General features: G+C 59.9%; 11 protein-coding genes. 8 read left to right on the top strand and 3 right to left on the bottom strand.

Going from position 1 to position 12,916, the window contains the following annotated elements; genetic code table 11:
* Positions 1-692 (bottom strand): hypothetical protein (locus tag ADB02_RS01655; protein ID WP_241482368.1); only part of this gene is annotated, 692 nt, incomplete at its 3' end.
* Between the two features lie 51 nt (positions 693-743).
* Here ADB02_RS01655 and ADB02_RS01660 point away from each other — a divergent pair.
* The 6 genes from ADB02_RS01660 to purT all read left to right on the top strand — a co-directional run bounded on the left by ADB02_RS01660 (position 744) and on the right by purT (position 7,606).
* Positions 744-2,033, top strand: coding sequence for an adenylosuccinate synthase (locus ADB02_RS01660; protein WP_016421542.1), 1,290 nt, complete (start codon positions 744-746; stop codon positions 2,031-2,033).
* Positions 2,034-2,305: 272 nt separating this feature from the next.
* Entirely contained in the window at positions 2,306-2,890 is a 585-nt protein-coding gene (locus ADB02_RS01665; RefSeq protein ID WP_016421541.1) for an LppP/LprE family lipoprotein, read from the top strand.
* A gap of 162 nt (positions 2,891-3,052) precedes the next feature.
* Positions 3,053-3,691, top strand: coding sequence for an LppP/LprE family lipoprotein (locus ADB02_RS01670; RefSeq protein WP_016421540.1), 639 nt, complete (start codon positions 3,053-3,055; stop codon positions 3,689-3,691).
* 193 nt (positions 3,692-3,884) lie between these two features.
* Positions 3,885-5,141, top strand: a complete 1,257-nt coding sequence (locus ADB02_RS01675) for a glycerophosphodiester phosphodiesterase family protein (RefSeq protein ID WP_016421539.1) — start codon at positions 3,885-3,887, stop codon at positions 5,139-5,141.
* Between the two features lie 96 nt (positions 5,142-5,237).
* Positions 5,238-6,269 (top strand): nucleoside hydrolase, encoded by a 1,032-nt coding sequence (locus ADB02_RS01680; RefSeq protein ID WP_049189472.1) that lies wholly within the window; start codon positions 5,238-5,240, stop codon positions 6,267-6,269.
* Positions 6,270-6,385: 116 nt separating this feature from the next.
* Positions 6,386-7,606: a formate-dependent phosphoribosylglycinamide formyltransferase gene (gene purT, locus ADB02_RS01685; protein WP_048734516.1), complete on the top strand. Its 1,221-nt coding sequence runs from the start codon at positions 6,386-6,388 to the stop codon at positions 7,604-7,606.
* A 93-nt stretch (positions 7,607-7,699) separates the two neighbouring features.
* Here purT and ADB02_RS01690 read toward each other — a convergent pair whose 3' ends face one another.
* Complete coding sequence (locus tag ADB02_RS01690; RefSeq protein WP_048734520.1) at positions 7,700-8,203, bottom strand: phosphoribosyltransferase; 504 nt, start codon at positions 8,201-8,203, stop codon at positions 7,700-7,702.
* 64 nt (positions 8,204-8,267) lie between these two features.
* Positions 8,268-9,773: an FAD-dependent oxidoreductase gene (locus ADB02_RS01695; RefSeq protein ID WP_049189473.1), complete on the bottom strand. Its 1,506-nt coding sequence runs from the start codon at positions 9,771-9,773 to the stop codon at positions 8,268-8,270.
* A gap of 253 nt (positions 9,774-10,026) precedes the next feature.
* Between ADB02_RS01695 and ADB02_RS01700 the strand changes: the two genes are divergently transcribed.
* Both ADB02_RS01700 and ADB02_RS01705 read left to right on the top strand, forming a co-directional pair.
* A complete protein-coding gene (locus ADB02_RS01700; RefSeq protein ID WP_049189474.1) occupies positions 10,027-11,052 on the top strand; it encodes a sulfite exporter TauE/SafE family protein in 1,026 nt (341 codons plus the stop codon).
* Between the two features lie 143 nt (positions 11,053-11,195).
* Positions 11,196-12,902: a nitrite/sulfite reductase gene (locus tag ADB02_RS01705; RefSeq protein ID WP_049189475.1), complete on the top strand. Its 1,707-nt coding sequence runs from the start codon at positions 11,196-11,198 to the stop codon at positions 12,900-12,902.
* The last annotated feature ends 14 nt before the right edge of the window (positions 12,903-12,916 follow it).

Consider the following 12,916-nt stretch of genomic DNA (forward strand, 5'->3'; position numbering starts at 1 on the left):
GGAACTTCGGCCGCAACGATGCCCGGGGCGTCGGGGGTAGGGCGAATCTGCAGGCCGGTGGATGTGCCGGAGAACATCTGATGCTCGTCGACATAGACCTCGCCAGTAAACCCGTTTGCCGAGGACACTCCGGTAATTCCCGGCTCTGTCAGTAGGGCGTAACCAACAATTGCGTGGCCGGTGTCATCGCGAATCAGCGGCACTGGCGTCGTCGGGCGTGTGAGCGCGGTCGCCGCATCGAGCCCTTCTCCTCCTTCGATGCCCCAGTTTTTGGCCGCGGTCGACGGTGCGGTGGGGACATGTGCCACTTCAATCCACAGGAGGTTCTTGCGCATCAGGTAGGTTGCCACGGTAGCCAGTGCCGCGTCGGTGCCAACGACCACAATTCGTAACGGCTCGCTCGGCTTTTGCGGAGCGGGTTGCGGAGCGCCTAAGTGGTCGACTTTCTTCTGCTTGGAGATTTCCTCCGGCGTCGGAGCTGTATCGACAGGCAGTACGTCCTTGGCCAGGTCGTCGATGAAAGCCAGCTCCTTGCGGGTGGGGATCATCGCGACGTCGTGAAGCGCATAGGCGGGTGGTGCCGGAGTAGCTGGTGCTGATGGTGTGGACGGTGCTGATGTAGACCATGATTGGCGGAGCAATTGGGGAAACGCGGGTACATCGGGGCCACACTGCAGCACAACAATACGCATAGGACTACACTCTAATGCGTCGTCTGCAATCCCAGGAGTTGAAGTAGGACTATGGCCGCAATCATTATCGTCGGTGCCCAGTGGGGCGACGAGGGCAAGGGCAAAGCAACCGATATTCTCGGTGGCCGCGTCGACTACGTCGTCAAGCCCAACGGTGGCAATAACGCCGGCCACACCGTTGTCGTCGGCGGTGAGAAGTACGAGCTGAAGCTGCTTCCGGCGGGTGTGCTGTCGGAAAACGCTGTGCCGATTATCGGTAACGGCTGTGTGGTCAACCTCGAGGCGCTTTTCGACGAGATTGATGGCCTCGAAGCTCGCGGTGCAAAAGCCTCCCGCCTGCGCGTTTCCGGCAATGCCCACATGGTTGCTCCGTACCACCAGACGCTGGACCGCGTGACCGAGCGCTTCCTGGGTAAGCGCGCTATCGGCACCACTGGCCGCGGTATCGGCCCGACGTATGCCGACAAGGTCGGCCGTACGGGCTTGCGTGTCCAGGACATTCTGGATGAGTCGATTCTGCGCCAGAAGATTGAGTCTTCGCTGGCTCAGAAGAACCAGATTCTGGTCAAGCTGTACAACCGCCGCGCTATCGACCCGGATGAAGTCTTTGATTACTTCATGGGCTTCGCCGATCGTCTGCGCCCGATGATTATCGACTCGGAGTTTGAGCTCAATCAGGCTTTGGATGCCGGCAAGCACGTCCTCATGGAGGGCGGCCAGGCCACCATGCTCGACGTCGACCACGGCACCTACCCGTTCGTGACCTCCTCGAACCCAACCGCTGGTGGTGCCTGCGTGGGCACCGGCATCGGCCCGACGAAGATCACTTCGGTGCTGGGCATCATGAAGGCCTACACCACCCGCGTCGGTGCTGGCCCGTTCCCGACGGAGCTGTTCGACAAGTGGGGCGAGTACCTGCAGACCACCGGCGGTGAGGTCGGAGTCAACACCGGCCGTAAGCGCCGCTGTGGTTGGTACGACTCGGTGCTGGCTCGCTACGCCGCGCGCGTCAACGGTTTCACGGATCTGTTCATCACCAAGCTGGATGTCCTGACTGGTATCGGCGAGATTCCGATTTGTGTCGCTTACGACGTTGATGGCGTGCGTCACGACGAAATGCCACTCACCCAGTCGGAGTTCCACCACGCTGTCCCGATTTACGAGACCATGCCTGCATGGGACGAAGACATCACTGGCTGCCGCACCTTCGATGAGCTGCCGGACAAGGCCAAGGATTACCTGAACCGCCTGGAGGAGCTCTCCGGCGCTCGCATTTCCTACATCGGTGTTGGCCCGGGTCGTGACCAGACCATCGTTGTCCACGATGTGCTGGACAACTAGCGCTGGGCAACTAGCGCTGGGTACTTAGCCTGGGGGGCAGTGGCGAACTAGCCGGAAAATAGTCCGGCTTTCGACCCGGCTTTATCGAACTGTTAGATAAAAAATCTTCGGTGTCGAAACTGCTGGCTGCTGTAAAAAAGAACATTTGCTAACCACGAGAAGGCTCTGGGAATTGTCAGTTGACACTGGCATCCCAGAGTCATTTTTGTATCGTAGGCCTCACCGCGTGGTCCAACGACAGAAGTCCAAACGACAGAAGGCGTGTGGTTTTCATGCAAAACACAGGACACCGAGTACAACGACTGGCAAGTTCCGCCGTACTTTCCGGCGCGATGGTTTTCTCCGCAGTAGGTGGAGCCGTTGCAGCTCCCGCGGCTCAGGCGGAACCGGCCCCAGTGCCGGCACCGGCTCCGGCGAAGGCAGATAGCTGTACCCCGAACCCGGCAGCACCTGAAATCCAGGAGGCCCTGGATAAGGTCAACAGGGAGCGTCCGAACAACCATGATGGGTGGAAGTACACTGGCACCTCCAACTTCAGCCCGTGTAGCGATTTGAGCTTTGCTCTCGCAGATCAGGCCAAGCAGGGCAACGCTCAGTCCTCCACTGTGCTGTTGATGTTCCACAAGGGTGAGTTCATTGGTACGGACTCTGACCGGCCTCAGCACATCAACAAGGTGACGCCGACCCCTGATGGTAAGAACATCTCGGTCATCTACCACGACTGGGAGGCCCAGGAGGCCGCAGGTGCGCCGAACGCTGATGCGGCCAAGTTCACCTCTAATGTTCACTTCTTCTGGAACGGCGATCACGTCGTCCACGAGGGCAAGATTCCCGGCGGGGCGAAGCCCGCTTCCTAAGGACTCCCGAGAATTTTCGAGAGCTTTCGAGAATTCTTGGACACTCCCGGGGTCTCTTGAATTTTCCCAAGTAAACTCAATTCAGAGTCGGACATGAGAAAGTAATGCTCCGTCGTAGCTCAGTGCTTGAGAAAACTTGAGAGAACAGAAGAGGTTCCAGCCATGAGTGGTCATTCAGTTCGTCGCGGGTCGATGCTGGTTAGCGCGGCGGTCGCAGGTGTAGTGGCTTTGTCCGGTTGCTCCACTGATGAGACCGCAGCACCGACCTCTGCTTCTCAGGTAGATCAAGAAACGACGACCATCACTACGACCACCACTGTCGAGGATGACAGTGAAAGTGCAGATACCCCCAATCCGGATGTCGATGACAACGACCCCGATGGGGGTTCTTCTGCGCCAACCCAGGAAGAGGCTTTCGAAGAAGCGGTTGCCGACCTGAACTCAATGGAAGGTGGCAATGGCAGCGGTTGGACAGTCACGGACGATACGAACTGGGATACCACCAGCGAGTTGACCTTTGCCTCAGCAGTACAGAATGAAATTACGCATTCAACTACCGCTGGTGCAGTGCTGCTGTTTCATAAGGGCGAGTACGTGGGGACCGCCGGTGGTCCGCAGACAATCAACTCGGTCGAGGGTGATGGCAAAACTGTGACCGTCAATTTCTTCGATGTCAATAAAATGATCGAAGACGGCGGTGCCTTCGCCTTTAAAGACCAGTACAACGCTCCCGTTACGTACTCCTGGGATGGGGCAGAGGTTGCTCAAGAAGGCGAGATTCCAAAGGCAGAGGGGAATTAAACGCTCACCCCGCACTCTCTCCAGATGCGAGTGCTGTCAGGCCGTTTTAAAGTAGTGGCGCACCACACAGTTTTCACCCAGATTTCTGTGTTCCGTAAACCTCCGACGGTAGTTTGTCGACACTGTGTTGTCGGTACTATGCCGTCGCTATGAAGTCGCTAACACTACGCCCAAAGAGGAAAAATCACCGGCCATGTCTTCTCGCAACTCATCTGACTCCATGTTTGACGAACGGACCAAGCAGAGCGAGCAGCCTCAGAATTCACGCGTCCACGGCACGCGCCGCGCAATCGCGGCCATCGCTATGGGCGCGTTTGCTATTTCTCCTATTGCAGCCTGCAGCAATGATGCAGACAACGACGCGGCGTCGTCGTCAAGCAGTGCAAGCGCGGTCAGCACTACGTCGAGCGAAGAGAAGACCTTTGAAAAGCAGCAGGTCGCTGAGCTGAATGCGGCCGCGAATGTGCGGCCGGCTGCGATGGCTAAGCTGCCGGAGGGTTTTGATCTGCAGTCACACCGTGGTGGTCGCGGTGAGTGGACGGAGGAGTCCAAGCAGGCGATGATCAACTCGTTGGAGCTGGGCGTTACGACGTTGGAGCTGGACATCGTCCTGACGAAGGATGGCGTGCCTATGGTCTGGCACGATCCGGAAATCCAAGATGACAAGTGCTCGGACACCGAGCCAGTGACGGAGGGGGATCCGCAGTACCCGTACGTCGGCAAGCTCGTACATGATCTCACCTATGAGCAGGTACAAACCCTGGTCTGCGACAAGAAGCTCGAGGACTTCCCGGATGCGGAGCCAATCAAGGGCAATAGGATGATGACCCTGCCGGAGCTGTTCGAGCTGACTAAGGACAACCAGGACATCCACTTCAACATTGAGACCAAGATCGAGGGCGAAAAGCGCGCTGACTCGGCAGAACCGCAGGAGTTCGTCGATGTGATTCTCGACGAGATTGACCGCGCGGGTGTGGCTGATCGTGTGATGATTCAATCCTTCGATTGGCGCTCGTTGCCGCTGGTCGCGGAACGGAACCCGGAGATTCCGCTGGTCATGCTGTGGGACGAAACCACCTGGAAGAAGGATTCTCCTTGGATCGGCGATGTCAATTACGACGAGGTCGATGGCGACATCATCGAGGCCGCCAAGCAGCTCGGCGTGCAGGTGCTCTCACCGACGCACAGCATTCCTTACGGCAAGACACCGTCGGATTCTGACTACCACCCGGTCGCCACGCCGGAGCTGATTTCCCGCGCACACGAGGCCGGCATGAAGGTGGTGCCGTGGACGGTGAACGAAAAGGAGACCATGCGCGAGCAGATTGCCGCTGGTGTCGACGGCATCATCACCGACTACCCGACGCGACTGCGCGAGGTCTTGGCCGAGCTGAATATGCCGCTGCCGGAGCCTGCTCCGGTGGGTGATGCAGCGATGTCGACGAACTAGTAAACCCGGCCAGCACCAGCGGAAACTCGTCTGTATCCCTGTTTTGCCCATGTTTAGCTCTGCGGGCCGAGCGTGTTTCGTGTCACACTTGACCTTATGACGCGTTTGAAAGTGCTTGCCGACGTTGACACGGGTATCGATGACAGTCTTGCTCTCGTCTACCTCGCGGGGTTGCATACCGCAGGCGAGATCGAGCTGGTGGGTGTGACCTGCGCAGGTGGTAACACCACTGCGGCATGGTCTGCCCGTAATACCAAGTACATGCTGAATCTTTGTGGTTGTCCGGAGGTTCCGGTCGTCAGCGGTTTCGAGGGGCCCGCTGACCGTGAGCTGACCACCACGCCTGAGACTCATGGCCCGTACGGGCTGGGCTACAACCTGGCGCCACCGGCCGTCATCTACGAACCGGGGCGCGCAGGAGCGGCGGATCCGCTGGCGCTGTGGCGCCAGGTCATCGAGCAGGCACGGTCGACGGGGGAGAAGGTGCACCTGCTGGTCACTGGCCCTATGACCACCTACGTGGCCGCTTTGAAGAAGTACCCGGAACTCATGCGGGAGCTCGACGGCGTGACCATTATGGGTGGTGCTGTGGAGTACCACGGTAACGTTACCGAGTTTGCGGAATGGAACTTCTGGGTTGACCCCACCGCGGTCATCGAGGTCTTCGGCACCGCGGGCGCTGTGGCCGTCGAGCGCCCGGAGGATGCCGTGCGCAGCATCGCCACCGCCGCAGGCGCGCCGGTGCCGACGCTGGTTCCGCTCAATGTCACCGAGACCATCACCATTAGTGATACTGAGATTGAATCCTGGCGAGATGCCGGTATGAACCCGGAGCTACTGCGTGTTCTGCGTCGCTCACTGAAGTTCTACTTTGAGTTCCACCAGGGAGTTGGAGTCGGTTACAAGGCGCAGGTTCATGACCTCTTTGCCGCGATGGTGGCCGTCGGTGCGGTGACCGGGGAAGTGGAGAAGATGCGTCTCGTGGGCGTCGATAAGCGAACCTTTGCAGATGAGCCAGCACGCCGCGGCCAGGTGGTGGAGGATTCAGCCGGAGCGGTGGCGAATGTTGTCCTGGCCGCTGACCGTGAGGTGGCGCTGGCTGAGTTCCAGCGGGTGTTCCCGCGCTAGGTTCCCGCCCGTGCCCGCCGCGGTGAATCAGCTCGCTGTCGTATGCTGGAGGCAATCAATTTAACAGCTGCTGGTTGCGCAGCGTATGTGCCGTAGACGAAAGCGAATTTATCTCGATGTTCACCCCTGAAGTCACCGGAACCCCGTACCAGCCGGGAGCAACGCGAGTTCTGCTGCTCGGCTCTGGCGAGCTCGGCAAGGAGGTGACCATTGCTTTCCAGCGTCTTGGCGTTGAGGTGCACGCTGCCGATCGCTACGAGCATGCACCGGCACACCAGGTAGCTCACCACGCCTACGTGTTGAATATGTCGGACCCTAGCGCACTGCGGGACCTGATTCTCCAGGTCAAGCCACACTTCATCGTCCCTGAGATTGAGGCTCTGGCAACCGAGGTGCTGGCAGAGGTCGAGGAAGATGAGACGCTGGACGTCACCGTTATTCCGACCGCACGGGCGACTCAGCTGACCATGAACCGAGAGGGTATTCGCCGCCTGGCTGCGGAAGAGGTGGGGCTGCCGACTTCCCGCTATCACTTCGCCTCCAGCTTTGATGAGTTCACCGCAGCTGTTGATGAGATTGGCTTCCCATGCGTGGTCAAGCCGGTCATGAGTTCCTCGGGCAAGGGACAGTCCACGCTGCGTTCGCCGGAGGATGTCCAGGCCGCGTGGGATTACGCCATGAGTGGCGGTCGCGTTGAGTCCGGTCGCGTCATCGTGGAGGGCTTCGTCGATTTCGACTATGAGATCACGCTGCTGACCGTGCGCTCCGTGGATCCGGAGACCGGCGAGGGGGCAACGTGGTTCTGTGAGCCCATCGGCCACCGTCAGCAGGATGGTGACTACGTTGAGTCCTGGCAACCGGCTGCCATGAGCGAAAACGCCCTGGACAATGCTCGCTCTGTCGCCGCGCGCATCACCAACGCGCTGGGCGGTCGCGGTATCTTCGGCGTCGAGCTGTTTGTCCGCGGCGATGAGGTGTGGTTCTCCGAGGTCAGCCCGCGTCCGCACGACACCGGCATGGTCACCATGGGTACGCAGCGTTTCTCCGAGTTCGAGCTGCACGCGCGCGCAGTGTTGGGTCTGCCTATCGACGTCACGCTGGTGTCCCCGGGAGCCTCCGCTGTCGTCTACGGCGGTGCTGACATCGAGCAGCCGGGTTACACCGGGCTGACGGAGGCCATGGCTATTCCGGAGACCGATATTCGTATCTTTGGTAAGCCGGTTGCTGGCCCGCGTCGCCGCATGGGTGTTGCTGTTTCGACCGCGGATTCTGTCGATGCTGCTCGTGAGCGCGCATCGGAGGCGGCATCAAAGATTAAGGTCGTCGAACTGGGGTAGTTCGACGACCTAGTGTGCGCTGCTGGTGTTGCTTGGGAAAGGAACGCTGCAGCGCACTTTTTTGTGCCCGCTGTGGTGCGTAAGCTACTTGATCTACTTGGACTTCTGTACCGGTGGCTCGGCCGACCAGGGGAAGACGATCCAGTCATCGGTGTGCTTCCAGACGTAGTCCGGTGCAATCTCCGAGCGGGACTTGCCGTAGAGCACAGCGGAACGGACTTCAGCGCCGTGCTTCTTGAGCAGGTCGAGCACCAGATGCAGCGTGCGACCGGAGTCGGCCACATCGTCAACGACCAGCAGGCGGCGGTTGGAAATCGATTCGATGTCCAGGAGCGGCTCCAGCAGAACCGGATCCGGCAGGGTCTCCGCCACGTCGGTGTAGAACTCGACGTTGATGGCGTCAGAGAGCTTGACGCCCATGGTGTAGCTGAGTGCGCCTGCTGGCAGCAGGCCACCGCGGGCCACGGCGATAATAATCTCCGGGTCGAAGTCCGAGTCGACAATCTGCTGTGCCAGTTCACGGGAGGCGACGCCGAAGCCTTCCCAGGTCAGAACTTCCTTGACGTCCAGGTTGGATGAGTCTGCATGATAAGCCATGTATTAACTCTAATCCGAAGATCGACTGACGTGCACAATCAACTGTCCGGTTAGACCCGATGCGCTAGCTCGCGACGGTCTCCACAACAGCTTCGTGCACAGCTTCGGCCACGTCATCGGCATCTGGCTGCTTTGCGACGACCGTGGAGGCCGCAACCATGTCAGCCCACTCGACCAGCTTCTTGCGCTCGCGGCCTTCGGCTTCGCCCGCGGCACGCTCGGCGGCGTCGAGTGCGTGCCAGCCCTCCCAGGTGGTGACCTGGAGGCCCTTGTCGGCCAGGAACTCGTCGACGTCGTTATGCGTGGGCTTTGCAGGTGCGGCCAGGCGACCTGCCTCCCAGTCGGCGATGAGGTTGCCGACAGCTTCGTTGGCATCGCCCTTGGTGTTACCGATTAGGCCGACCGGGCCACGGCGAATCCAGCCGGTGGTGTACAGGCCCTGGATGTGGTTGCCGTCGATGTCGTCAAGCACGCGGCCGCCGGCATCTGGGATGGTGTGCGTGCCGGTGTCGAACGGTACGCCGGTGACTGCGTCGGAGCGGTAGCCGACTGCGCGGTAGACCGCACCGACCGGCCATTCGGTGAACTTGCCGGTGCCGCGGACGCCACCCTCGCCGTCGAGTTCGGTGCGTTCGGTGCGGATAGCACTGACGTGCTGTACTCCATCTTCACCGGTCTCGCCGATGATTTCGACCGGGGACTCGAAGAAGTGGATGAAGAGCTTGTGCGGGGCGCCCTTTGGCTCGCGGATGGCGTAGTTTTCCAGAATCGTACAGACCTGATCGGTGATCTTGGACTCGCGACGGGACGTTTCGGAGGCGGCATCGTACTGGATGTCCTCCGGATTCACGACAACCTCAATGGTGTCAGAGTGGTCCAGTTCCTTCAGCTCCAGTGGAGTGAACTTTGCCTGAGCCGGACCGCGACGGCCAAAGACATGGACTTCGCGGGCGGCATTCTTTGCCAGGCCGTCGTAGACGTTGTCGGCGATTTCGGTGACGTGCAGCTCATCGGCAGTCTTGGCGAGAATACGGGCGACGTCGAGACCCACGTTACCGACGCCGATCACAGCGACCGACTCAGCAGAGAGGTCCCATTCGCGAGCAAACTCCGGGTGGGAGTCGTAGAAACCTACGAACTCACCGGCGCCGTAGTGCTCCGGCAGATCCGAGCCCGGGATGTTCAGATCGCGGTCGCCGGTCGCGCCAGTGGCGAAGATGATGGCGTCGTAGAACTGGCGCAGTTCATCAACGCTGACCTGCTTGCCGACGTCCACGTTGCCCAGCAGTCGAACCTGCGGCTTGTCCAGCACTCGGTGGAGGGACTTAATGATGCCCTTGATTCGCGGGTGGTCTGGCGCAACACCGTAGCGGATGAGGCCGAACGGCACTGGAAGGCGCTCGTAGAGGTCGATGGCGACATCGCGGCCGGACTTCATCAGCGCGTCGGAGGCGTAGATGCCGGCCGGGCCCGAGCCAACCACGGCTACACGCAGTGGCGTGGTGGAGTTGGCGAGATCGGGCAGTGAGGAAGCGGCCGTGTTCTGGGCTGCAGTCTGGTCGTTGGTCATTGGGTGGAATCCTTTTTCTACGTTTTCTTTGTCGCGATTGCTTATCGTAGACCAACCGGTCTATGCTTGCTGAAACAGAATATAGACAAACTGGTCTACAAAAAGCAAACACAAAACACCGCAAGAATCACTGCTTTGGCTTGAGAGGGTTTTGCTGCGCATCGCTTCTGCTGAATGAGCTCTGAAAGGGGCTCGGCGTGCGAGCATCGTGGCAACGGCAGGCTCTGGTTGGGTAAGCGGGGAAGGGCTTGTCATGGAAAAACTCATAGTCTTCGTGCTAATCGGCCTTGGCGCGCAATTAGTCGACGGCACTCTGGGGATGGCTTTCGGTGTCACCGCTACTTCGCTGTTTATTGTCGCTGGTAGTAGTGCTGCCACTGCGTCGGCGGTGGTTCACGTAGCAGAGGTGGGTACGACACTGGCCTCCGGTATTTCACACTGGCGATTCGGCAATGTCGACTGGCGACGCGCGCTGAGTCTTGGCGTGCCGGGTGCTATCGGTGCCTTTATTGGTGCGACCTTTTTGGCGAATCTCGACGGTGATGCCGCGACGCCTGTGACCTCGACAATCTTGCTTTTCCTCGGTCTGTGGGTGATTATCCGCTTCGCCTTTTTGGCCAATGTTAAGCGCAAGAAGAAGGCCTGGGGGGCGAAGAAGCTCGCTCCGCTGGGGCTCTTTGGTGGCCTGCTTGATTCCACTGGAGGCGGTGGTTGGGGGCCTGTTACCACCTCAACTTTGCTCGGCGCTGAGGCTGACCAGCCGCGCAAGATTATCGGTACTGTCTCTGCGGCGGAATTTCTCGTTGCCTTGGCGGCTGTACTGGGCTTTTTGCCCAAGCTGCGGGAGGAATTCACTCAGCATGCCGCACCGGTAATTGGTTTGTTGTGCGGTGGTGTGATTGCGGCACCCTTGGCTGCGTACCTGGTGGGGCGCATTAATCCGCGGCTGCTTGGGATTGCGATCGGCGGCGTGTTGGTGGGGCTGAATATTCGCACTCTGTTTTCGTCGCTGGTTTCTGGGGGCGTACTGACGACAGCGCTGCTCGTGTGGGCTTTTGTTGTCGTTGTGCTGGTGCTGTGGGCGCGTTCGCACGACACTCTTCCGGGGCTGCGTCAGCGGGTCCAACTTGAGCCGACTTCTCAGTCTCCCTCGGCTGATGTGTCTAGTTCTGGATCTCCATCACCCGCTTCGGTTGATGCCGGGGCCGAGGATGCTTCTGAAGGTGTCAAAGTGGGTGTGAAAAACGGTGTCCGCGTGGGCGAAGCGGGGGTTCGCTAGGTATCCGAGCGTGTCCCGGCTTGCACTAGCCAGACTGGTCGGTCTAATGTTGCCTGCAATGCAACGTAGACCAAACGGTCTATAAAGATTAGAAACTAATTCGGTCAACGAGAACAAAACGAAAGTGATTCGGTAGATTCCCCATGAGCTCTCCTACGAAAACCGCCGAGCGTCCAGCTTCCGCAGCGGCTACCCGACGTAAGAAGCGCGCACCGAAGCCACAGGGGCAGTGGCTTATCGACGGCCGCGAGCCACTTAACGACGACGAGCGCATTAAGAAAGAAGATGCTGGCATCGCCGTTAAGCAGCGTGTTATCGACATCTACTCCAAGCAGGGGTTTGACTCCATCCCCGCGGAGGACCTAGCGCCTCGCTTTAAGTGGATTGGCCTCTACACCCAGCGCAAGCAGGGGCTTAGCGGTGAGCACACCGGCGTGAAGACCAACGCCGAGCTGCAGGACAAGTACTTTATGCTCCGCGTCCGCCTCGACGGTGGCCAGACCACCACCGAGGGCATTCGCACCATCGGCGAGATTTCCCGCGACTTCGCCCGCGACACTGCGGACTTCTCCGACCGCCAGAACGTCCAGCTGCACTGGATTCGCGTCGAAGATATGCCGGAGATCTGGGAGCGCCTTGAGCGAGTTGGTCTCGACACCAACTTTGGCTGCGGCGACGTTCCCCGCGTTATTCTAGGCAGCCCGGTTGCCGGTGTTGCGGCCGATGAAATTGTCGACGGCACCAACGCCATCCGCCGCATCAAGGAGGAGTACCTCTCCGGCGACGAGTTCTCCAACCTACCGCGTAAGTTTAAGTCGGCAGTTTCCGGTTCCCCGCGTCTCGATGTCACCCACGAGGTCCAGGACGTTGCCTTCGTCGGTGTCAATCATCCAGAGCACGGCCCCGGTTTCGACGTTTGGGTCGGTGGTGGTCTCTCCACCAACCCGATGCTCGCCCAGCGTCTCGGCGCCTGGATCCCAGAGGACGAGGTTCCCGAGGTATGGGCGGGCGTGTGCCGCATCTTCCGGGACTACGGCTACCGTCGCCTGCGCAATCGTGCGCGTCTGAAGTTCCTCGTTGCCGAATGGGGCGCGGAGAAGTTCCGCCAGGTACTCGAAGACGACTACCTCAACCGCAAGCTTATCGACGGCCCCGCACCCGAACCTTTCGAGGGCGACCGGGACCACATCGGCGTGCACAAGCAGGCCGACGGTCTCAACTACGTCGGTGTTAAGCCCGCTGTTGGCCGTGTTCCGGGCTCTGACCTGGTCAAGCTCGCCGACATCGCCGAGCGCCACGGTGTTTCCCGCGTCCGCACCACCGTGATGAAGGAGCTCATTCTCCTCGACGTCGCCGACGACCAGGTCGACTCCCTGCTCGCAGAACTCGACGAAATTGGCCTGTCTGCCAAGCCTTCTGCTTTCCGACGGGGCATCCTGGCCTGCACCGGCCTAGAGTTCTGCAAGCTCGCACTTGTCACCACGCGCCAGCGCGCAATTGATTTGGTGGGCGACTTGGAGGAACGCCTCGGTGACCTCGACGTCCCAATCACCATTGCGCTCAATGGCTGCCCGAATGCCTGCGCCCGCACGCAGATTGCCGACATCGGACTCAAGGGGCAGATTGTCACCGACGACGAGGGCAACCGTGTCGAGGGTTTCCAGGTTCACCTCGGTGGTTCGCTGGGGCTCGATGCCAACTTCGGCCGCAAGGTTCGCGGACACAAGGTCACCTCGGCAGAACTGGGTGACTACATCGAGCGCGTCGTCAATCACTTCAAGGAGCAGCGCCACGAGGGTGAACAGTTCCGCGAGTGGATTGTCCGCGCTGATGAGGAGGACCTGAAGTGAGTGAATCTCCCAAT

This window comes from Corynebacterium sp. 212_CJEI, from assembly GCF_001055915.1.
In the GTDB taxonomy this organism is placed as follows: Bacteria; Actinomycetota; Actinomycetes; order Mycobacteriales; family Mycobacteriaceae; genus Corynebacterium; species Corynebacterium jeikeium_D.